This is a genomic window from Janthinobacterium sp. J1-1 (assembly GCF_030944405.1).
In the GTDB taxonomy this organism is placed as follows: Bacteria; Pseudomonadota; Gammaproteobacteria; order Burkholderiales; family Burkholderiaceae_D; genus Janthinobacterium.
Window position 1 is genome coordinate 6,590,134 of sequence record NZ_CP132339.1, and the last position, 22,073, is coordinate 6,612,206.

A 22,073-nucleotide genomic window follows, 5' to 3' on the forward strand; every position below is an offset into this window, starting at 1 on the left:
ACTGATGGAACACATTCTATCGACAATATTTACCTTGTGAAATTGCCATAAATGCAAATTTTTAAAGTTGATTTTGGAATATTATTCTAATTAATTTTAAATTTATGAAATTAATCACTAGTGCTAACAAAATTATTGAAGCTTTCCACCCAAAAACTCTCATTTTAGTTTAGATTAATTAAGCTCAACGGTTATCCCTTTAAAATCAACAACTTAATTAACCAACCAATTTTGTCAGGTAGTCTCTTATTTGCAACACTTGATAGATGGAAGAGATTTCTTATCGAAAATCTATGCCATCGAATGGGCTTGATCCATCCAAAATGATCGCCCGACCTAACCGAACAAGTGAAGTCCAGGTGTTGAAATTCGTTACGAAAATTACCATATAGGAAGGCTTTTTCGTATGACATCCCACATCAACTATTTCAATTGCCAACTGACAAATCCCCTTTGCAAGGCCATATCAGGTCCAATTTGGTTTGTCGAATTATTTCTTTGCAAAAAAAACAAAAATACATTTTCTTCTTTACTGGCAATCTGTGTAACATTCCTTTTATCGGCATGTGGATATGCCGACATACCGGAATTAACTGCCGCGTAAATAGGTAGTCATAAAACCTGGCTGGTAACTGGGCGATCAGGGATAGTAAATATGTGGGTCAATTAAATTTGACTTAACTTCATGCTTACGGATTCCTGATCGAATCAAAACCGGCCTCAAGTGTTACCAGCGCTTGGGGCCACTTTATGGGAAAGTAAACGTGAAGATTTACACCATTAATGGCGTCTGTGGATCTGGTAAATCGCAGGCCGCAATAAATTACATAACAAGCAACTTACCTGCTGGACACAAGTACATCATCGCGCAGCCGACTATTCGGCTATGTCGAGAAACGGCAAATTTTTTTGTTGAACGTGGAATTGAATCCCACCTAATCACCAGTGAAGATCAACCGGGGTCAGCACAAAAAGCCTATAAACGAGCCATATCACGCGCAATACAGAACGATAAGGGATGCGTGATTATCACGACCCATCGCACATTTCTTGATGCCGAGATCGAACCGGAAAAACGCAAGCGCTTCAATATTTTTTTCGACGAGGTGCCGCAGGTAGACTCGACCACGTACCTAAATCTCAAGCATTCACACACGTCGTTCCTCGACAATTACGAAGTTACTCCGTGTGATGATAATGCTGAGCTTATGAACATCGGCATCAAGCCAGGCCATGCAACCATTGTCGATGGATACTTGGCTGCGGGACGCCAACGCAAGGACTTGCTGTATACGAACCCTGACCTTATTCGGTTTATGGAGACTAGCATGGACCGTAACCACGCAAACTACGTCAATCGGGCAAAGTGGATGCGTCGTGTCTCGCAAGAACATCAGTTGATCACGCACTCGATTTTGAAACCCGATGCTTTCCGCGACTGGAATAGCTGCCGCATTATGGGAGCTAACATCCAAGACTCGATGATGTACCAAATTTGGCCGACATACGGCGTGAACTTCAAGCCAGACCCTACTCACGAATTTCAGTTGAAGACAGACCACAATGACCTGCAAAACCGTCGGATCAGCATCCACTACTTCTGTGGCCGGTCTTGGTCGAAGTACACGCGTAATGAAGGCGGCCAAGCTGCACTTGATACATTGAACAAGGCCGTCAACGACCTGTTCGGGCAGCAGCCTAGCCTGCTGGTGGCCAACAACGACATTGACGACTTTGTCCTGCACAACAGCACACGCATCAGCAACATCTGTCACGGCATTAACGAGCATCGCGACAAGCACAACATCCTGTTCATGTCTGCACTGAATGATCTGCCCGCGCATTATGGTTTTCTGTCCAGGTGGCAAGGCATCGACACGACCATGCTTAAGAAGGCCAAGGGCATGGAAACGATGTATCAGGCGATTATGCGCACATCGCTACGCGACCAGACATCGACAGCAGCAGTCAAAATTGTCGTGCCCGACATCGACACAGCGAACTTCCTGGCCGATATGTTGCCGGGGGCTAAGGTCCATGCCATGGACGATATCTGCGATGCATGGGGACAGCCGCAGAAGACTCGCGGCCGCCCCAGAAAGGCACGGACGCTTACCAGCAAGGAACGCAACAGCAAATGCAGGGAACGAAAGAAGGCTCTCAAAAAGGCTCAGGCAGACTTATTGAGCAAGATAACGACGCAGTACCCAGATGGCGCTAACATTCCCGTTACGTGGCAAGAGTCGGTCTTTTCGATCAAGCACAACCTGACCAGCGGCATGACAGACTCGTGGGATGACATTCGCGACCTGATGCAAACGGCCAGCGAACAGCGTTATAACGATAAAGCTGACAACTCGCTAATCAACTTTGTGCGCTTCAAGGCAGATTCAGCTACTAAGGGTAAGGACGATATCGAATATGTGCATGGCATACAACTGGACTTTGACGGCGGCGCATTGGCGTGGATCGATGCGTCACAACTGTTCAGCGACATCAAGCACTTGACCTACAACTCGTTCAACAACGGTAAGAACGGCGACGTCAAGTTCCGCATTATGGTCCCGTTCGACGCGCCGGTCACATGCCAGCATGCCGAGTTGCTGTGGGACGTGTTCAAGGCCCGCATAGAGTCGGACGGCTACTATGTGGGCAACGATGCCAATAAAAGCAAGGGTAGAAATTCGGGGCTGGACATTAGCAAGCGGCCAGCCAATTCGTTTTACTACGCGCCGAGCAAAGCCGGTAAAAAGGAGCTGAGCTTTTTTGACACATCGCACTGGGATGGCCCGCTGCTTGATGTCGCCCATGCGCTTGAAAACTGGGTTCCCAAGCAGTCTGCCGAGTATCACGAAGTCGCGCCAGTAAGTAATGCTGGGCCAGCTTTACAAGGCATGCTAGCGGCCCTGAACAAGCGATGCGATTATGATGGAGAAGCCGAAGCGCAGAAGCGGCGAGAAATAAGAATCGAGAAAGCTGAACAAGAATGGCGTCTATCGCAGCAGCAAGCAGGTCAAGGCCACAGTGGCTTGTTTATATTTGCGTGGAGCTTGCTGAAAGCTGGACTGGACAAGTACGAAACCAAGCAGATCATGCTCCAGAATATGATTTACGCTAGGAGTCAAGCCGAACGCATGAGAGAGCTTGATGCGCAGATCGCATCGGCTATGAAATGGTATTAAACCAGTCGTAGTCTCCGGAGATTGAACTGAACACAAAAGGTCCGCATGGGCCTTTCTAATACTCCAAAATCGGGGCTGTGGCAAAACGCATTACCGCAGCCCGTATCACACGACTGCCGGAATTAACCCGGCAGTTCAAAAACCGCGTAGGCGACACGAGATCGATGCCTGGCTGCAAAAACAGGTCAGGCTAGTAGCACACCTCGCCCAAGCTAGAAAAAGCGCTGGTGTGACGAACTCGTCAATCCTTGGCGTGGCTCAACACAAGCCAGCTAGCCCATCGCTGTTGTGACTACATAGACAACAAAAATCCAGTTAAACAACGTTTTTATTGCCATTTGGAAATTTCTGACGCCCATTCTGCTATAATTTTTATAGCGATTTATGCTAGGCAAATTTTCTGCCTCGAAGCAAGCGCGCCAACGATTGTACCTACATAAGGGTGGCAATCTCCACTTCTAACAATTCGGAGCACAAATGAAATTCAAGCATGGAATCGGTCTATTTTTTGGAACAATCGTTACACTGGCAATTGCCGCTTGTGGTGGTGGTGCTGGAGGAGGACCGTCTGATCCAGTGGCGGTTTCGCCTGCCCCATCTGCACCAACAATCACACTGGCCTTGAGCCAATCAAAGATCAGCCTCGGTTCGACATCGACACTGACTTGGTCATCCACGAATGCGACATCATGTAGTGCATCAGGCGCATGGGTAGGGACCCAAACTGTCTCCGGCACCTCCGCGCAGACTCCGGCCTCATCAGGTACGACAACATATACATTGACATGCACTGGCGCTGGCGGTACTTCATATCAGTCGGTAGCATTGACCGTGCCAATCCCTGTGCAAAAATCGTCCTATGAAAACAAGATTGTTGCAGCAACATCACTCGGTCCTCAAACAATAGCATCGGGCGACGCCGTCGCGTTTGCGGATTTCTTTCAAGATGGTACGTACTCCATGATCACGCATACTTTGATATACAACAGTCAAGACCCGACTTCAGCAAATAAACTTGGCAGTATTCATTTCTGGAAAAAAATAAATGGAGTCTGGACCGATAATACGGCCTCTCTTCTTGCCGACACAACTGGCTGCTTGCATCCACGAAAGGCCATTGTTGCTGACTTTAATGGCGACGGAGCGCCTGATGTGTTCTTTGCCTGTCATGGCTTCGACGCACAGCCTTTCCTTGGTGAAAAACAACATATTCTGTTAAGTCAGCACGACGGAACGTATAAAAATAACACTCTACCTATTGTTTGCTTTTGCCACGGAGCCTCTGCCGCCGATGTGAATGGTGATGGATACCCCGACATTGCGGTTGTTGATCAATTCGTTGCTCGAACTCCAAATTTCTTGATAAACAATAAGGATGGTACATTCAAGCAGGATTTGACTCGTTTGCCGACTTCACTAATGGATCGTCAGATCTATTCTGCTGAACTCATCGATTTTGATAAAAGTGGAAAATTTGATCTCTGGCTTGCTGGCAATGAACCAAACGCGACGAAATTTCCGGTTAGCCCACTCTACACACAACTTCCGACTATCTATAAAAATGATGGCGCAGGTAGCTACATATCCAAAACTCCGGTAATTCTGCCAGGTGACACGCAAAATGGAGTTGCATTGGACATAAATTATATTAATGGGAACATATATCTCTTACGCACAAGCATTTATGATGCAGACACTACTTACAATACCACCGCGATACAAAAAATCTCCTACCCGTCCTTGGCATCGAGCACAATTTACACCCATTCTGGCCCATATCAAAAAAATGGAAATGCAAATTTGAGCGGCTGGGTGAATTGGATCATTCCATACCAAGGCAATATTATGAGCCTCAATGCAATGTACGATGTGTCGGTTCCTCAGTAACGAAGATGTTCCCGTAAAATATTTTTGCGGGAACTAACATGATTAATTGACGGTAGTTGCGACGCAAGATAGCGAGATCGATCACGAGTTATTCGATTTAATCTTTGCGGTGCCTGCGTCCAACACTTTTTTAGACTCACGATGCATCCTTGCATCGTCGATGCCACGCTCTTCTACCGATGGTGAACGTGCTAGCGCAAGCCGTTAGCCGCCTGTATCAAGCACTTCGAAAGCTTGTCGAAGTGCAGCAGCGCAGCCTGAGTAAGCTCAATTTGCTTACGGCGCGTGTCTTCCGTGTCGGACAGCATAATCCAGCCCTTCTCACGCATGGACTTGAGCCGACTGTGAACCGTAGCTGGTGAGCCAAATTCGTCTTTGGCCATCATGTCGCGGACAGACAGCCGCTGCTCATCCTGTCCAGCACGAGCAACGATAGCAAGAATACGTTCTTCTAGGGGATCAAGCGAAGGCAAGGACGGCAAACCACGTAACGCTTCAGCCAGTTGCAAGAAACGCATGTAGATGTCGGCAGGTCGTTTCGGGGTAGTCATTACTTCAGTCATTAAGTGGGGTTACTGCTACAAATTTTAGCACATCCCTCGTTTGTCGACGAACTCCAGCAGAAGTTGGCAAGAACGTTAACAGTCCCTTGGCCGTGTACACCACGATTAATGTCCCAACAAGATCACCGATGAACATTACGGCTAAGCCACTCGCTATGTACGGGTCGCCATGCATGGCAAACCATATATGGTGAAACATCGGACTGGCTATGGAGCAACCGGCAGCGCAAATGAGTAGGCGCTTTGGGGTGAGATTCGTCAACGAAGCGCGTAGGCCCAGTTTCTGCTGCGCGATTACGTAGACCAAGTACGGGCCTACTGCGCCCGCTATCGCGCCCATGGTGGCACGTAATGGATCACCTGGGAAATAGTACCAATAACATGCAAACCAGCCCGTAATGAGAAGCCCGACAGCACCCGCCCGACCGAACAGCAAGGTGCACACTAGTCGAGTGCCAGCGGGTAGGTAAATCCACCCTATGCCATTCAGGAACTCCGCTCTCATGAAGAACAGCTCGTTAGCGAGCATCATTAGCCCATGAATGGCAATTGTGCCAAGAATCAGGTAGAGATTCAGACGGAAAGGCGAAATATGCTGATTCATGTTCGATATGCCGGATGTCGCAAGAAAGGACATTGTAAGTGAGAAACACTTGGCACAACGAGGCGATGATTATTGTTCTGCAAGAAAGCTGCGTCGTACGCTAGTCATCAGGGTTGCGTGCGTCGCTCTAGCGGCTCTGAAGAAATGACGAAGATTTTGCCGTCACGGACGTATACTTGAACTGGTCCTGTACCCGCTGGAATTTTGATCATCTTCGTCTTGTTCGGCTTGCTCGCACCAACCTTACTGAAAGACGCGGTTTCAAGTTGCTTTTGTTGAATAATTTCGAAATATCGCATGGTTACTACTCCTTGTGGTATTTATTGAAAAACATTCGATAGCATCAACTATGATTCCTAAAGCCAACGATTTGTGCTATCGTTTCGAATTAATCATTTATCGGTTAATTGATATTCAAAAAAAGGGAATTTAGAATGCAAGTTGATATTTGGATATCTGAAAATGCTTATTCAATCCAATCGATTACAAAGTGGAGTGAAGCAGATCGTATTGACTACAAAGGACGTATCACTTCGCAGATTAACGCCGAATTGCTCAGGCCAGAAAACCTCGCGTTGATGAATGCTGGCCTCTTGCCATGCAAAGATCAAGCCATTGAATTACGATTTGATTGGTTTGTGGCTGACACGAATTTATCTCCCGAAAAATTGATGCGCCCATACATCTATGAGCACTTGAATGTTGCCGACCTCGACAACGCTGCCAAGTTCCTCATAGATCAACTACAAGGGGTAGTAATTGGGAACGATCGGCAAATTGTACGTCTTTTGATCGAAAAGCGAAGCATAGCCGACATAGACATGTTAGATAAGCGCCATCAGCCGACTAGACTTCGTCAAAAAATTCTTAACAATAAAGGAATCGATTTACTCCTGCTTCGAGTCAGAACAATGTTAAGCGCTCTCTAGTAGATCGAAACAACAAAGGCTAAAATAACAATGTGAGCAAGAAATTTTGCATTTCGCTGAGAGTTATGGGTAACTATCGGTGTGTATTGTAATAGTCAGCGAATGCCAAACTAGCCAGCATCGTTTGCGATTTAGATCGATTAATAGTTTCTATGCCAGTTCCACTGCAACTCGCTGCATATCATCATTGACATCAATGTAGCGCTGCGTAGTCGTAATATTTTGATGTCCTGCCAAAGCCATCAGCACTCGTACGCCGACGCCCTTACTAGCGAGATTTGTGATGAAAGTTCGGCGACCTGAATGACTGCTAGCGCCATCGATCCCTGCTTCCTTGTACAGGAAATAAAAATGTTGACACAGAGTATTGGCGCTAAAGGCCAGACGCTTCTGTGTGTAGAACAGAGGCATATCCCCTTCCACCCGCTTAAGCGTAGCGAGGTAGGTGGTAACTTCTTTTTGCAGACGTTCGTTTAAAAAGACTGTGCGCGCTCTGCTCCCTTTGGTCTGTTCTGGCAGCAAGCGAATTTCCGATCTAACGCGTCCATCCTCCGAGAGCACATCACCGATCAGCAGGGCTGCTACTTCGCCAACGCGCATACCGGCTAAATGCGTCATCAACAGCATTGCGCGATTTCTTGCTGCGTGCCGTTTAATTGCAATGAAAGCGAGAACACGTTTAAGCTCTTTCTCAGTGAGCGTTTTTGCTTGTGACATATTAAAATCTAATAATTTAATACTTCCAAGGATGCAGTCTTTGCTTTAAGAAATCAACCGAAACTCGATAACAAAAAAATATCTTTAATTTCAACAAGTTAGCCAGCAATGTAAGAATTTAGCAATTTTATTACATTTCAGAAAATTAACCAACTAAGATCAGTTAAAATAGATCTATGGTAGTCAAGAATGAATAACCGCCTTGCATCACTAAAAATCTCGGAGTGAAATTTAAAATTCCTGCGACCCACATTGATAATTTTTTTACCAATTCCCTTTGTCACCCTCGTTAACCTTGACCAGCATTCCAATTCCCGCAATTCTATTGGACTATACGAAAATATATCCGGTGAAGGCGGGAGCATGGCAATTGGCACGCACACACCGCCCTCCCATTTTCCCATTTTTCAGCGACGCAAGTCGCCACCGACTTGAAGGACTTGATCGTCGACATTTTACGTACAGGTACGGATTGGAGTGTTGGTGGCGATATGGAGAAGCTGGTGGAATCCGAGACTTACAAACTAAGCACCTAAAATCTCGCGCATTGCCGCAAAACTTGCGTAAACTTCGCCGTATCCACGATCATCAATAAGCTGCTTAATGTCGTGATCGTTGTTGTGGCGTATTAAATGTGCATGGGTAAATGCACTCTTAATATTTTTAATCTGCGTTGATTTACCTACTAAGATACCGGACCATTCAATTTTATCGTAAAACTTGTCAAACAGAATCTCATAGTCACCCCAATTCAAGGAATCAAGCACTGCACCAACACCTGCGATGTTGCCCAAATCAATAAGCTCTTTTCGTCCTCGGGTACGGTTCTTTGCATCAGAAGGAATAGCGCTGACGACACGGGCAACAGCTTCATCTGGCGCAGTGTCTCGTTCTAGATCCACACGCAACCGTATTCTTACTGCCTGCTCAATAACTTCAACAATATCCTTCAATTGTTTTTTCTGTTCGACAAATTCACTCGCAATTGGCCTCTTCAATGCTTCACGTATTAAATCAAGAGCAACAATAGGTAGGTCATTCTCAAAGCGTAACAATCCGTACTGCTCTAAATGGTGCGCATAAGTTTCTCTAAAATCGTCATTACACCAAAGATCAGCGTACGCTTGTGCCCCACCATTAGCAATATCTCTTAACATACGCTCCTCATCCGGAGAGACGCGCGCAAGATGCTCTAAGAACCAAGCCACTTGATTAAAAAGGTCTCTTTTCTTTTCCTTAAATGCTTTTTCAACGTCTTGTGCATTAATGGATTTACGATCAGTTCGATGGAGCGTGCTTTCATGTACTGCCGAACCTAAGCGCCTAAGAAGCAATGGATGTCCACCTACCAATTCGAATGCACGTGCGAGAGCAGGCTCTTGAAAGAGAAGTCCCATTCTCTCTCCGAGGCTGGAAAGAAGTGAATGTGCTTCTGGTGCTGGCATGGGACCTAGATATAGGCGTTGCGTCTCGTAAAGGGGGTTAGCTTGGCTAAGCAGTGAGCCTTGCTCCACTCCGGATGGATTGACTCCTCCAAGCACGTAAACAAATTCTTCAGGTGATTCTAAGCTACGTTTGATCCCCTGAAGAGCATTCCAAAAAACAAAAAAGTCTGTGCGCCAGTGACCGGAATCAATTAAATGTGGGTAAAAATGGTCACATTCGTCCAGGATAAGAACCAATCTGACATCGTCACGCCCGGCCTCTTTAGCCAACGCTTTAGCTGCCTTAAGCAGTGATCCAATGTCCTTTTCAAGTGCGACTGCTAATCGACGACTATCAGATTCCTTTTTTTGTATTGCGTCTGTAAGTCGCTCTGCTTTCGCATGCACTTTCGAACCACGTTTTGTTGCAAATCGCTGTAATTTTCCTTGCCATGCTGCAATTGCGTCTGCAGCTGCATCCCACCACCGACCACCCTTCAGCCGAGTAGAGTTGCCAATAAGAAACGCCGTAACGCCGATCGCTGACTCATCCTGTTCAATCAGGTCTTCAAGTCGCCCGAGGAGAGAGCTCTTGCCGATTTTTCGAAGTCCAAAAATGGCAAACGGATTACCAAGGAGAATTTTAGTAAATAGTTCATTTACTACAACTTCCCTGCCGAAAAATTCACTAGGCTCTCGAACTGGTTCGGCCTCTGCAAAATAATCACGGCGCCACAGTGAAGCACTGAGCAATTGGTACATCAGATCAACTGACGGTATTTTCGACACGTTTTCCGTATGAATGACGATGGCGGTCGCCTTATTTTTCTGGGCCCAGGCTGCACAAAATGCCTCTGCACGTGGGGCATTTGCGGCGACAAAACGAATCGTCATATCAAGCCGGTCAACCAGCTTTACTGGAGGCTCTGCTTTGAGTGTGCGTTGGTGGAAATCATCCGGATATCCATTCCCAATTACGAAATATTCATGCCCAAGCCCAAAATGCTCAGCGGTCGCTGCGAACGGCTTGACAACAGCTACCCAGAGGTTCGGACCGGTTTCGCGGAACCAATTGATTTGAAAGCATGAGGAAAATAACTCTAAAGCCGCGGTAGCGGAGTCTTTCGTAACTTGCGTGGCGGAGTCAAAAGCCGACTGCGCTTCGTGATGCAAAATTATCGCCATGGCAAAAATATATGAGTTGGATCAGACTGTCACTCTACACGATACGGTAACGCCGCAGTGCTTTCAATTCAGAAATTGTTAGCCATTTTTTTGAGGGGGGGCGATGACGCGCAAGAGAATACATATTAACTGCTCGTAAATTTCCATAGCTGTAAGGAGCGGTGAGTGTCGGACCTAATTAGTCGCAGCCAGAAATGGCTACCTGGAACGCGTACCGGAAATGGATTGGAGCCGAGGACTACGCAGCCCGGAAACGACTACGCCCAATCGCATGAGCGGGCGTTGCGTGACGATGTTCTTTGTAGTCTAGGGCGGAATCGAACCACCGACACAAGGATTTTCAATCCTATTGTCGGTTCAACCGACAAGTATCTTGGTGAGAATTTTTCATTGCAAAACAATCATTAAATTGTTGATTTTATATCAACAAAAGCGCATTATCCTTTCCGTGAACAACTACTAAGGATGGCAAATATGTCCCTGCTGAACAGCTTGAAAATCGTTACCGCAAAACGCCCTGCCCCTGTCTCGCCAATCGCACGTCGCCGCGATATGCTGATCGCGAAACTGAATGAACAGGTCGCTTACGCCCAAGCCCAGCAAGACGGCGGCGTGTACGCGCCAACGCGTAGTCGCAAAGTCACCGATCAGGAATCGGGAGAAAGCAAGCGCCTTGAGATGCCAAAGCGTGTCAAGCCTTGGTGGTTTACCGATGACAACGGCAAGCTGTGCCTGGTCGTCAAGTATGGCACTAAGCCGCTGGAACTGGCGAAGGGTAAAGTGGCTATCGAGCTGTCCGCGCAAGCTGACCTGATTCCGACGCTGGAAACGCTGAAAGCTGCTGTAACTGCTGGCGAGTTGGACGCCCATATCGAATTGATGAGCGGCGCGCTGCGCAAAGGCTTCGTGAAGAAGTGATCGACCGTCAGCTGCTGTAGTGTTACATTTTCAGCAGCCGGTCAGTGTAGTACAGCAGTGTAGTACTCGACCATAAGAGCCAGTGTTTATGCGGTATCCGTATTAAATCCGCATTCTTCGGGACGCAGAGGCCGGAGGTTCGAATCCTCTCACCCCGACCACGTCAATTTGCACGTCCCTATTGCAAAGCTGCGTGTACATTACAGTTAAGCAAGGTTTATCGAATCGCCTTGCTCACGTCAAAATCCCCGCTAACATGAGTCCAGTCCTTACTAAAACCCTGCCATGACCATCCGCCTGAAACTGTTGAACCTGCTTTTCTTCAGCCTGTTTTGCTCGGCAGCCAATGCCGCCGATTGCCTGAAATATGAACCCGATACCGTGGCCATGAGCGGCACCTTGCATAGGGCAACGTTTCCTGGCCGCCCCAACTTTGAAAGTATCGCCGACGGCGATGAAGCTGAAACCGGCTTTTACCTGACGCTCAAGCAGGCTATCTGCACGCAAGGCAATGGCGACCCGGAGCGTGAGCCGCACAAGGACGTGCGGGAAATCCAGCTGGTGCTGACGCCGGCGCAGTACGCCACGCTCAGGCCGCAATTGGGCAGGCAGGTCCAGTTGCGCGGCAAGTTGTTCTCCGGTTTTACCGGCCATCATCACGCTGACGTCTTGCTTCGGGTAGCGCAGTAATCAAGCACCTCAGCGGCCTCATGGTCGAGCACGCGCACATACATCAGTCCAGCGATATATGACGCGGCTCAGGAGTGGTTCGTGGTAAGCGGGCTCAGGTAATCGTCATCGCCGACCTTCTCCAGCCACACCACGTTCACGCCATCAAGCGCCTCCTGGATCGCCATATGCGTCATGGCGGTGCTGGCCGTGGCGCCGTGCCAGTGCTTGTGGCCGGGCGGGCACCAGATCACGTCGCCGGCGCGAATTTCCACCTTGGCCTCGCCTTCACACTGGGTCCAGCCGCAACCCGAGGTAACGATCAGGGTCTGGCCCAGCGGATGCGTATGCCAGGCCGAGCGCGCGCCCGGCTCGAAGGTGACGCTGGCCACCGACACGCGCGACGGCGCGGGGGCGCTGTTGAGCATGTCGATCCGCACAGTGCCGGTGAAAAACTGCTCGGGTCCTTTGCTTGACGGCTGCGAGCCGACTCTTTTGAGTTGCATGGCTATTCCTTGAACGTGGTGAATGACGCAGCCACTATAGGCGCGCCACGCTCATGCGCATACCCGTGCATGAATCAATAGCGACATGAGCTGCCGTCATGAATCATGACCTCACACGCGCAGCGCATCGAGCACCACGGTGAACACCAGCGAGGGTTGCCGGCGGCTAGAGTAGTACAGATGGTAGCCGGGAAAGGTAGGGCTCCAGTCCTGCAGGACCGGCAGCAAGCGCCCCGCCGCGACATGCGCGACCACCAGGTCTTCCGGCACCCAGGCCAGGCCGTGGCCTTCCAATGCGGCTTGCACTTTTTGCGGCGTGGTATTGAAAATGCACTGGCCATCGACGCGCACGTCCAGCCGCTGGCCCTCCTTCATGAATTCCCAGGACGACAGATTGTCATAGGTGGGCAGGCGCAGATTGATGCAGCGGTGTGCCGCCAGGTCGTGCGGCACGCGTGGCGCTGCGCGCTGCGCCAGGTAAGCGGGCGAGCCGACCACCACCATGCGCAAATCGTCCGAGATGCGCACGGCGATCATGTCCTGCGCCACCTGGTCGCCCAGGCGCACGCCGGCGTCATAGCGCTGCGCGACGATATCGATCAGGCCATACTCGATATTGAGCTCCACTTTGATATCGGGATAGCGCGCCAGCAGCGGCGAAATCTTCGGCCACACGACCGTGCTGGCGGCATGGTCGTGGGTCGTGATGCGGATCGTGCCGGCCGGCTTTTCACGGGTTTCCGTCAGGCGCGTGACGCTGGCCGCGATGCCCTCGTAGTGCGACTCGATCGACGCAAACAGGCGCTCGCCCGCCTCGGTCGGCGACACGCCGCGCGTGCTGCGTGACAGCAGCCGCACGTTCAACTGCGTTTCGAGCCGGCGGATGGTGTGGCTGAGCGCCGATTGCGACACCCCCAGCTGCAGCGCGGCGCGCGTAAAACTGCGCTCGCGCGCGACCATCACAAACGCCTGCAGGTAATTGAAGTCGATTTTATCCATGACGGTGACGGCCCCTTGATTGCGTTGCGACGCTGCCCTGCATCGGATCGATAAAGGTACGCAACTTCGGCGTGACGGAATATAGCGTGCAACGAGCGAGCGTGGCAATTGAAACGCTCACTGCGGTGAACATCAAGACCGCGCAACAAGCAAGCTCGTGAACTGATCCTTACCTTGACGTGGCTGCTTGAAGCGCTTCCCGCCGCCTGTTGTAATGAACTCAGCCGGAACGAACTGCACGCGGAGAGCAACATCAAGCACGGCTCTCTCCAGCTCGCTACGGTTATCACCCTATTGCCTACAACATTCAGAGAAGGTATCCAGGCCATGATCAATCCTCCGCCAAGACAAGCCAGCAGTAAAAAGAAATTCTATGTCCAAGGTCTGTTCATCGGCTTTCTGCCGGCTCTGACTTTTTTGTTGCTTCTCTTTGATAAACCGACTGAACTATTGGAGATATTCACGGGTATTTCGTTGCCTGATTTTAATGACAGGCCCCTGAAATTCCCGCTTGCATTTCTCGCCTTGAGTCTCTTTTTCTGGGCATCATTCAAACTGTACAAATCAGGCAGAATCACGATCGGTGAGCAGTGCGGACTGGTATTTATTGCGACAATCATTTTCGCGGTGTGGTTCTGGATTTTTTTAATACAGCTGGGAAAAGCCATGAGAGGCATGGTCTGGTAATAGCGTGAAAGAAGGGCTGAGATGATTACTTTCATGATCTCATCGCACCGAAAGCGTACTGGCAAGGAGAACAGCAATGCGACCAGGGATTCAGGTGGATCAAAGCATAAGGGCCACATCCAGCGCCAAACGAACAAGGGGCCGGCGCCAACAAAACAAGGTCGATGAAAAGACCATCAGCAGTCTGACATGGGGACTGACGATCATCTCATCCATAAGTCTTATGTTGACGCTGCTTGGTTATGGCGTCGCGATGGCTGTTGAAACAACGTTTGGCCTGCCACACCAGGCAGTCTACTCGTCCGTACTGGATCTGATCGGCCTATCGGTCTATGCCCTGATTTCCCTGATTCTGGAAATCGACAAGATCCGATGGTGGTCCATATTTGAACAGTTTTGGAAACACAGTCTTTTCGTGGCGGCATGCATCTTCTTTTTCGTTTGCTGCGTGATTTATCTAAGAACACGCCAAGCTCGAACACTTGCCCGCATCCACCGTTTTTGGCACTCTTTCAAACCTACGATACAGGGTGACTCCATCAGCAAGTCATTGGCAAAAGGGGCAATCGGCTCAATCCTGTTCGGTGGATTCATGTTATTTCTTCCATCCCTGATAGTAGGCGCGCTCCTGTTCATCGTGATGTTGATTTCAATAGTCCCCATCTTTGGATCACAACTGGGGACACTATACTTCTTGAAATTTGTAATTACTCCAACCACTTGTGAACCTGTCAGGTCGAGTACAGCCCTGCAGCCGTTGCTATCGGCACCACGTAAAAAGAATGCGCCGACGGTGTCAACCGCCAATTGCGTAGCGCTTTTCAAGGATAAGACCAGGGTAGCAATTGGCCGGGTGGTGGTCTCGACACCTGCTGCAATCGTATTGTTCGAGCCGGTCAGCGGTTCGACTTGGCGGGTACCGATCGGTGAGCTGACTATATTGCCTGTCGCTCATGTCCCACCGCTCAACAAACCTTAGATAAACGTTAGCAAGCAAAGGCTGGCAATACCCTGCCCCTTGCCGTTCGGGGCTTACCCGCTTACACCAGCCCGGTCAGATAATACGTGGCAATCACCAAAAACACGATCGCCGTCTTGATCAGGGTAATGCCGAAAATATCGCGGTACGACTGCCGGTGCGTCAGCCCCGTCACGGCCAGCAGGGTGATCACGGCGCCGTTGTGCGGCAGGGTGTCCATGCCGCCGCTGGCCATGGCCACCACGCGGTGCATCACTTCGAGCGGAATGTTGGCTTGCTGGGCGGCGGCGATAAAGCTGTCGGACATGGCGGCCAGGGCGATGCTCATGCCGCCCGAGGCGGAACCGGTGATGCCGGCCAGGGTGGTCACGGAGACGGCCGCGTTGACCAGCGGGTCGGGCACGCTGCGCAGGGCGTCGCGCACCACGATAAAGCCGGGCAGCGCGGCGATCACGCCGCCGAAACCGTATTCGGAAGCCGTGTTCATGGCCGCGAGCAAGGCGCCACCGACCGCGCCCTTGGTGCCTTCGGCAAAGCCGTCCTTGATGCGCTTGAAGGCGGTGGCACAGACCAGCAAGATCCCCAGCAACAAGGCGCCCTCCACTGCCCAGATGCCGACCACGGCATTGATCGAGGTCGTCACGGGCGCGTGCAGGCCCGGCAGCTCGCTGCTGGTGATGACGTGGCTGGCGCCATACCAGAGCGGAATCCAGTGGCTCAGCAAAAAGTTCGCCACGCCGACCAGCACCAGCGGCGCCACCGACAGCAGCGGCGACGGCAGGCTGGCCGGGTCGGCCGAAGCCACTGGCTGGGTATCGGTGCCATAGCCTTCGCCGCTGGCCATCACCGAGCGGCGCCGCCATTCCAGGTAAGCCAGGCCGGCCACCACCGTCAGCACGGCGCCGATGGTGCCCAGCCACGGTGCTGCCCAGCCGGTGGTTTGAAAGAAAGTGGTGGGGATGATGTTCTGGATCTGCGGCGTGCCGGGCAAGGTATCCATGGTGAAGGTAAATGCGCCCAGGGCGATGGCGCCCGGCATCAGGCGCTTGGGGATATTGCTCTGGCGGTAGAGCTCGGCCGCGAACGGATAGACGGCGAACACCACCACGAACAGCGACACGCCGCCATAGGTCAGCGCGCCGCACACAGCGACGATCACGGCATTGGCGCGCGAGCGGCCGATATAGCGGATGGCGGCCACCACGATGGACTGCGAAAAGCCCGACATTTCGATCAGCTTGCCGAACACGGCGCCCAGCAGGAAGACGGGGAAATACAGCTTGATAAAGCCCACCATCTTTTCCATGAAGATGCCGCTGAACACGGGCGCCACCGCCGACGCATCGGTCAGCAGCACGGCGCCCAGGGCGGCCACGGGGGCAAACAGGATCACGCTGTAGCCGCGGTAGGCTGCCAGCATCAGAAAGGCCAGGGCGGCCAGGACGATCAGGAAAGACATGTCGGTCGGACCTTTAGCAAAAGTAATCGATTCATAAACATGCCAAAACTATCATGACTTGGATCAATTTCCTATTGGCAATGTCAATTTATCCGCGCCTGCCACTTTTTTTCACGGCGGACGTCAGGTTTTGCGCGCCTGATGCGTCTTCCTTCCATGGGCGCCGATCCGGGCGCCAGCCACCTCTGGAGAACCACGCCATGCACCAGCCCACTCTTCCCTCCACCCCGCCGGCTGACCCCGCATGAAGGACGGCTTGCGCCAGTCGATGGCCTGGCTGCACACCTGGGTCGGGCTGAGCTGCGGCTGGCTGCTGTGCGCGATTTTCTTTACCGGCACGGTCAGCGTGTTTCGCGAACCGATCACGCGCTGGATGGAAGCGCGGCCCTTGCTGTCCGATACCACCACCGGCGCGCCGCTGGCGCTGGACGCGGCCATCCGGCATTTATCAGCCACCGCGCCCAAGGCCAGCTTCTGGCGCCTGGACCTGCCCAGGCAGCCGGGCGACGCGCTGCAGCTGGTGTCAAGAGGCGGCAAGGGCAACCAGCAGGCGGCGCTGCACCCGCAGACCGGCGAACTGCTGCCCGGACCCTGGGGCCGCAAGACCGAAGGCGGCCGGCACTTCATGAGCTTTCACTACACCTTGCATGGGGGCGTGCCGGGCTACTGGCTGGTGGGCTGGATCGCCATGTGCGCGCTGGCGGCGCTGGTGTCGGGCGTGATCGTACACCGGCGCATCTTTGCCGACTTCTTTACGTTTCGCCCGCGCAAAGGGCAACGCTCCTGGCTCGACGCGCATAACGCCAGCGCCGTGTTTACCTTGCCCTTTTTGCTGATGATCGTCTACACGGGAGTGGCGTTTTTCTACAGCAGCTACATGCCCTGGCCGCTGCAAACGGCCTATGGCGGCGATGAACCCTACGCCCGCTACCAGCAGGAACTGGCGCACGACACGGCGCCGCCGGTTGCCAGGAAACGCTCGGGCACGCCGGCGCAACTGCTGCCGCTGGCGCCCATGCTGGCTTCGGCGCAGCTGCTGCTGGGCAAGCCAGTGACCATGGTGCTGGTGCAGCAGCCGGGCGACCTGCAAGCGACGGTGCGCGTGTTCGCGAACGCCGAGGTGGGCAGCCATGGCGGCACCATCCTGCAGGCGCCCGGCATCGTCACGTTCGATGGCGTCAGCGGCGCCGTGCTGCAGGTGCAGCGGCCCGAGCCGCCCGCCGGTTTTGCCAGCGAACAGGTGCATCACGTGATGGAAGCGCTGCACGTGGCGCGCTTCGGCGGCTGGCCGATCAAATGGCTGTACTTTATCAGCGGCCTGCTGGGCACCGTGATGGTGGCGACCGGCGCCAATCTGTTCATGGTCAAGCGGCGCCGCAAAAGCGCACTGGAATTCGGCGCCGCCACCGGCGCCGTGTATCGCGTGATCGAAGCGTTCAGCGTGGCGGCCATGGCCGGCATCTGCATCGCCTCGATCGGCTATTTGTGGGGCAACCGTTTGCTGCCGGCCGAACTGGCGCAGCGCGACATATGGGAAATCCGCGTCTTCCTGTGGCTATGGGCGGCCACCCTGCTGCATGCGCTGCTGCGCTCGCCTGGGCGCGCCTGGGTCGAGCAATTTGCCGCGGCGGCCGCGCTATGCCTGGCGCTGCCGCTGCTGAACCAGGCCACCACCGGCCAGCAGCTGTGGCGCTATGCGCTGGCCGGCGACGCCATGCGCTTTGGCGTGGAACTGACGGCGCTGGCGCTGGGGGTGGCCTTCGCCGGCTGCGCCTGGCGCATTCACCGAGTCTGGCAAGACAAGGCGGCTGTGAAACCGGTGCCGAGGGAGGCTCGCGCATGAGCAAACCGGCCAAAGGCAAGATGGGCGCCGCCTGGCGCTGGAGCATCGCCAGCCGCGTGCTGGCCGCCGCGCTGGGCGGCTATGCGCTGGCAGCCTTGCTGTCGTCCGCGCTGGCGCTGCTGCTGCCGCGCGTCTCGAACGCCTCGCGCGCCGACTCGGTCTTGATCGCCAGCCTGCTCAGTTTTGCGGTGTACACGGTGGCGGCGCTGTGGGTGTTTCACGCGCGCAGCGCCAGCCGGGCGTGGGCCGGACTGGGACTGTGGGCGCTGGCGTCGGGGATGATGATACTGGCCCTGCGAGCGGGGAGTTAGGACCGCAAAAACTCGCGCAGCGCGGCGCCAAATGCCGCAGGCGCTTCGACGTTCGACAGATGCGAAGCGTCCAGGGTGGCCAGGCGGGCACCCGCGATCGCCTGCCGCAGCTCGTGCGCGTCGTTGACGGTGGTGACGGGGTCATGCTCGCCGGCGATGACCAGTGTGGGCACCGTGATGGCCGCTACTTGCGCACGCAGGTCGGCCTGCGCCAGCGCCTCGCAGCAGGCGGCGTAGCCACCCGCATCCTGCCGGCGCAATGTATCGACCATGCGCGCCACGGTGGCCGTTTCGCGCGCGATAAACGGCGCGGTAAACCAGCGCCCGGCCGCGCCATCGGCCACCGCATCCATGCCTTCGCTGCGCACCAGCGCGGCGCGCCCCTGCCAGCCCTCGACGCTGCCGATGCGCGCCGCCGTATTGGCCAGCACCAGGGCAGTCAGGCGCTGCGGATGGTGGATGGCCAGCCATTGCCCGACCAGCCCGCCCATCGAGATGCCGCAGAAAGCGGCGCGTTCGATCTGCAGATGGTCCAGCAGCGCGATCACGTCGAGTCCCAGCCGGTCGATGCCGAACGGTGCATCGCTGGTGCCGGACAGGCCATGGCCACGCGTATCGTGGCGCACCACAAAAAAGTCCCCGGCCAGCGCATCGGCCTGGGCATCCCACATGCTCAAGTCCGTGCCCAGCGAATTGCACAGCACCACGCAAGGACGCGCGCGATCGCCATCCAGGCGGTAATGCAGGGAGCTTCCGTCGACGATCAAGGGCGGCTGCATGGGTTCTCCTTACGCCGTCGCGCGGGGACGCTCGACCAGCGCCGTGGGCAGCGCGGCGCTGTCGCGGCTCAGGTGGAAATCGAAGTCGATCGAGGCATACGGCTGGTCCAGGCGCAGTGCGTCGAGTTGGGCAGGATCACCGATGCGGGTGATGGCCGGCACCAGGCCGTCACGGGTGGCAAACGCGAAGTCGTCCCACAGATAGGCGTCGCCATCGATATTGATCTGCGTGGTGAGCTTGCGGTGACCGTCGGCACTGATAAAGAAATGGATGTGCGCGGGGCGCTGGCCGTGGCGGCCCAGCAGATTCAATAACTGCTGAGTGGTGCCGTCCGGCGGGCAGCCATAGCCGACCGGCAGGATGCTGCGGAACTGGTAGCGGCCCTGTTCGTCGGCGACGATGGTGCGGCGCAGGTTGAAATGCGATTGGCTTTGGTCGAAGAACGAGTAATTGCCCATCAGGTTCGCATGCCACACTTCGACCTGGGCGCCCGGCGCCGGCCGGCCGTCGGCGTCGAACACGGTGCCTTGCATGAACAGCACTTCGGCGCGGTCGCTTTCGCTGCCGTCATCGAGGCGCGCGAAGCCCACGCTCTCCGGTGCGCCGGCCACATACAGCGGCCCTTCGATGGTGCGCGGCGTGGCGCCTGACAGGCCAGCCTTCGCTTCCGCCTCGTCGGCGCGCAGGTCGAGAAAATGTTCGAGTCCCATGCCCGCCGCCAGCAGGCCCAGTTCATTCGCAGCGCCTGCGGCTGCCATATACGAGATGCCGCTCCACACTTCGTTCGGCGTCAGGTCCAGGTCTTCGATGGTCTTGCACAAGTCGCCCAGCAGGCGCACCACCACCTGCTGCACGCGCGGATTGGCCGGCTTGTCGGCCGCTTCCACGATCCACTTCTTGACGAGGGTATCGATTTCGGTATGGTTCATTTGATGTCTCCGTTGATGGTGATGATGGTGATAAAAGGCCTGCGAAAAAAATCAGGAATCGTCGTCGCGGATCGCGGACGGATGGCGGCACAGCGGCATCACTTCGATCTGCATGTAGGGGAACAGCGGCAGCGATGTGAGCAGGGTGTGCAGTTCGTCCACGCTGGCCACGTCGAAGATGCTGACGTTGGCGTAGTGGCCGGCGATGCGCCACAGGTGGCGCCATTTGCCCTCCTGCTGCAGGCGCTGCGCCAGTTCTCTTTCGGTCTGTTTCAGTTGCGTCGCCCGCGCCTCGGGCATCTCCAGCGGCAGGTTTACGGTCATGCGTACATGGAATAACATGGATTCTCCTTATTTGCGCCGCATTGCCTGCAGCTTGTCGGTGTCGATCTCCACGCCCAGCCCCGGCCCGGTCGGCACCTGCAGCATGAAGTCGCGGTAGACCAGCGGCTCGCGCAGCAGTTCCTGGGTCAGCAGCAAGGGGCCGAACAATTCGGTGCCCCAGGCCAGTTCGGCAAAAGTGGAACACACATGCGCGGTGGCGGCCGTGCCGATGCCGCCTTCGAGCATGGTGCCGCCGTACAGGCCCACGCCGGCCAGGCGCGCCACGGTGGCCACTTCCAGCGCCGGCAGCAGGCCGCCGGACTGGGTGATTTTTACCGCATACACGTCGGCGGCGTCCGCACGCGCCAGCGCCAGCGCATCGTCGGGGCCATGCAAGGCTTCGTCGGCCATGATGGCCACGTCGAAGCGCTGTTTCAGGCGCGCCAGGGCGCCATGGTTGCCGGCCTTGACGGGCTGCTCGATCAGGTCGACGCCGCCCGCTTCCAGCGCCGCGATGCCGCGCACGGCGTCCATCTCGCTCCAGGCCTGGTTGACGTCGACCCGCACGCTGGCCCGTTCGCCCAGCGCCCGCTTGATTTCCAGTACATGGGCCACGTCGTCCATCACGCCACGCAGGCCGATCTTCAATTTGAAGATGCGGTGGCGGCGCAGTTCCAGCATCTGCTCGGCTTCGGCGATGTCTTTCGCCGTATCGCCGCTGGCCAGGGTCCAGGCCACCGGCAGTTCGTCGCGCACCCGGCCGCCCAGCAATTCGGACAGCGGCACGCCCAGCCTGCGCGCCTGGGCGTCGAGCAAGGCGGTTTCGATCGCACACTTGGCGAAGCGGTTGCCCTGTATCGCCTTGCGTATCTTGGCCATCGCGCGCGCCACCTGGCTCGCCTCCATGCCCAGCAGCAGCGGCGCGAAATAGGTATCGATATTGGTCTTGATGCTCTCCGGGCTTTCCTCGCCATAGGCCAGGCCGCCGATGGTGGTCGCCTCGCCCCAGCCTTCGATGCCGTCGGCGCAGCGCACGCGCACCAGCACCAGGGTTTGCGTATGCATGGTGGCGACCGACAATTTGTGGGGCCGGATGGTCGGCACATCCACCAGGAAGGTCTCGATATATTGAATCATATTTATTCCGTATAATTTTGAGCAGCCATGCCACGATATTC

At 54.4% G+C, this 22,073-nt stretch carries 21 protein-coding genes; 9 read left to right on the plus strand and 12 right to left on the minus strand.

The window, feature by feature from the left end:
- The first annotated feature begins 764 nt into the window (after positions 1-764).
- Both Q8L25_RS30045 and Q8L25_RS30050 read left to right on the plus strand, forming a co-directional pair.
- On the plus strand, positions 765-3,182 hold the full coding sequence (locus Q8L25_RS30045; protein ID WP_308922874.1) for a DEAD/DEAH box helicase family protein: 2,418 nt from the start codon (positions 765-767) through the stop codon (positions 3,180-3,182).
- Positions 3,183-3,659: 477 nt separating this feature from the next.
- Positions 3,660-5,069: a VCBS repeat-containing protein gene (locus Q8L25_RS30050; protein ID WP_308922875.1), complete on the plus strand. Its 1,410-nt coding sequence runs from the start codon at positions 3,660-3,662 to the stop codon at positions 5,067-5,069.
- Positions 5,070-5,260: 191 nt separating this feature from the next.
- Here the strand turns inward: Q8L25_RS30050 and Q8L25_RS30055 are convergent, their stop codons facing one another.
- The 3 genes from Q8L25_RS30055 to Q8L25_RS30065 all read right to left on the minus strand — a co-directional run bounded on the left by Q8L25_RS30055 (position 5,261) and on the right by Q8L25_RS30065 (position 6,535).
- Positions 5,261-5,620, minus strand: a complete 360-nt coding sequence (locus tag Q8L25_RS30055; protein WP_308922876.1) for a winged helix-turn-helix domain-containing protein — start codon at positions 5,618-5,620, stop codon at positions 5,261-5,263.
- Positions 5,621-5,624: 4 nt separating this feature from the next.
- Positions 5,625-6,236 carry a hypothetical protein gene (locus Q8L25_RS30060; protein WP_308922877.1) on the minus strand — a complete coding sequence of 204 codons (612 nt, stop codon included), beginning with the start codon at positions 6,234-6,236 and terminating at the stop codon, positions 5,625-5,627.
- A 107-nt stretch (positions 6,237-6,343) separates the two neighbouring features.
- Positions 6,344-6,535, minus strand: coding sequence for a hypothetical protein (locus tag Q8L25_RS30065; RefSeq protein WP_308922878.1), 192 nt, complete (start codon positions 6,533-6,535; stop codon positions 6,344-6,346).
- 135 nt (positions 6,536-6,670) lie between these two features.
- Between Q8L25_RS30065 and Q8L25_RS30070 the strand changes: the two genes are divergently transcribed.
- Positions 6,671-7,165, plus strand: coding sequence for a RusA family crossover junction endodeoxyribonuclease (locus Q8L25_RS30070; RefSeq protein ID WP_308922879.1), 495 nt, complete (start codon positions 6,671-6,673; stop codon positions 7,163-7,165).
- 150 nt (positions 7,166-7,315) lie between these two features.
- Here the strand turns inward: Q8L25_RS30070 and Q8L25_RS30075 are convergent, their stop codons facing one another.
- A complete protein-coding gene (locus tag Q8L25_RS30075; protein WP_308922880.1) occupies positions 7,316-7,882 on the minus strand; it encodes a site-specific integrase in 567 nt (188 codons plus the stop codon).
- A gap of 524 nt (positions 7,883-8,406) precedes the next feature.
- Complete coding sequence (locus Q8L25_RS30080) at positions 8,407-10,479, minus strand: hypothetical protein (RefSeq protein WP_308922881.1); 2,073 nt, start codon at positions 10,477-10,479, stop codon at positions 8,407-8,409.
- A gap of 486 nt (positions 10,480-10,965) precedes the next feature.
- Here Q8L25_RS30080 and Q8L25_RS30085 point away from each other — a divergent pair, with 486 nt between their 5' ends.
- Together Q8L25_RS30085 and Q8L25_RS30090 are read left to right on the plus strand one after the other, a co-directional pair.
- On the plus strand, positions 10,966-11,409 hold the full coding sequence (locus Q8L25_RS30085) for a DUF6641 family protein (RefSeq protein WP_308922882.1): 444 nt from the start codon (positions 10,966-10,968) through the stop codon (positions 11,407-11,409).
- A gap of 285 nt (positions 11,410-11,694) precedes the next feature.
- The gene (locus Q8L25_RS30090; protein WP_308922883.1) at positions 11,695-12,099 is read left to right on the plus strand and encodes a DUF4431 domain-containing protein; all 405 of its coding nucleotides are present in this window, start codon (positions 11,695-11,697) and stop codon (positions 12,097-12,099) included.
- A 68-nt stretch (positions 12,100-12,167) separates the two neighbouring features.
- Here the strand turns inward: Q8L25_RS30090 and Q8L25_RS30095 are convergent, their stop codons facing one another.
- Both Q8L25_RS30095 and Q8L25_RS30100 read right to left on the minus strand, forming a co-directional pair.
- Positions 12,168-12,584 carry a cupin domain-containing protein gene (locus Q8L25_RS30095; RefSeq protein ID WP_308922884.1) on the minus strand — a complete coding sequence of 139 codons (417 nt, stop codon included), beginning with the start codon at positions 12,582-12,584 and terminating at the stop codon, positions 12,168-12,170.
- A gap of 111 nt (positions 12,585-12,695) precedes the next feature.
- Positions 12,696-13,583, minus strand: a complete 888-nt coding sequence (locus Q8L25_RS30100; RefSeq protein ID WP_308922885.1) for a LysR family transcriptional regulator — start codon at positions 13,581-13,583, stop codon at positions 12,696-12,698.
- 174 nt (positions 13,584-13,757) lie between these two features.
- On the opposite strand from Q8L25_RS30100, the gene Q8L25_RS30105 reads away from it, so the two are divergent.
- Both Q8L25_RS30105 and Q8L25_RS30110 read left to right on the plus strand, forming a co-directional pair.
- On the plus strand, positions 13,758-14,270 hold the full coding sequence (locus tag Q8L25_RS30105) for a hypothetical protein (protein WP_308922886.1): 513 nt from the start codon (positions 13,758-13,760) through the stop codon (positions 14,268-14,270).
- A 76-nt stretch (positions 14,271-14,346) separates the two neighbouring features.
- Positions 14,347-15,249 carry a hypothetical protein gene (locus Q8L25_RS30110; protein WP_308922887.1) on the plus strand — a complete coding sequence of 301 codons (903 nt, stop codon included), beginning with the start codon at positions 14,347-14,349 and terminating at the stop codon, positions 15,247-15,249.
- 61 nt (positions 15,250-15,310) lie between these two features.
- Here the strand turns inward: Q8L25_RS30110 and Q8L25_RS30115 are convergent, their stop codons facing one another.
- Positions 15,311-16,708, minus strand: a complete 1,398-nt coding sequence (locus Q8L25_RS30115) for a GntP family permease (protein WP_308922888.1) — start codon at positions 16,706-16,708, stop codon at positions 15,311-15,313.
- Between the two features lie 244 nt (positions 16,709-16,952).
- Here Q8L25_RS30115 and Q8L25_RS30120 point away from each other — a divergent pair, with 244 nt between their 5' ends.
- Positions 16,953-18,551: a PepSY-associated TM helix domain-containing protein gene (locus Q8L25_RS30120; RefSeq protein ID WP_308922889.1), complete on the plus strand. Its 1,599-nt coding sequence runs from the start codon at positions 16,953-16,955 to the stop codon at positions 18,549-18,551.
- Positions 18,548-18,862 (plus strand): iron transporter, encoded by a 315-nt coding sequence (locus Q8L25_RS30125; RefSeq protein ID WP_308922890.1) that lies wholly within the window; start codon positions 18,548-18,550, stop codon positions 18,860-18,862. The genes Q8L25_RS30120 and Q8L25_RS30125 overlap by 4 nt, the downstream gene beginning before the upstream one ends.
- Here the strand turns inward: Q8L25_RS30125 and pcaD are convergent.
- The 4 genes from pcaD to Q8L25_RS30145 are packed head-to-tail and all read right to left on the minus strand — an operon-like array spanning position 18,859 to position 22,032.
- On the minus strand, positions 18,859-19,641 hold the full coding sequence (gene pcaD / locus Q8L25_RS30130) for a 3-oxoadipate enol-lactonase (RefSeq protein ID WP_308922891.1): 783 nt from the start codon (positions 19,639-19,641) through the stop codon (positions 18,859-18,861). The genes Q8L25_RS30125 and pcaD overlap by 4 nt on opposite strands.
- A 9-nt stretch (positions 19,642-19,650) precedes the next feature.
- A complete protein-coding gene (catA, locus tag Q8L25_RS30135; protein WP_308922892.1) occupies positions 19,651-20,571 on the minus strand; it encodes a catechol 1,2-dioxygenase in 921 nt (306 codons plus the stop codon).
- Between the two features lie 51 nt (positions 20,572-20,622).
- A complete protein-coding gene (gene catC / locus Q8L25_RS30140) occupies positions 20,623-20,913 on the minus strand; it encodes a muconolactone Delta-isomerase (RefSeq protein WP_308922893.1) in 291 nt (96 codons plus the stop codon).
- Positions 20,914-20,922: 9 nt separating this feature from the next.
- Entirely contained in the window at positions 20,923-22,032 is a 1,110-nt protein-coding gene (locus tag Q8L25_RS30145) for a muconate/chloromuconate family cycloisomerase (protein ID WP_308922894.1), read from the minus strand.
- Between the last annotated feature and the right edge of the window lie 41 nt (positions 22,033-22,073).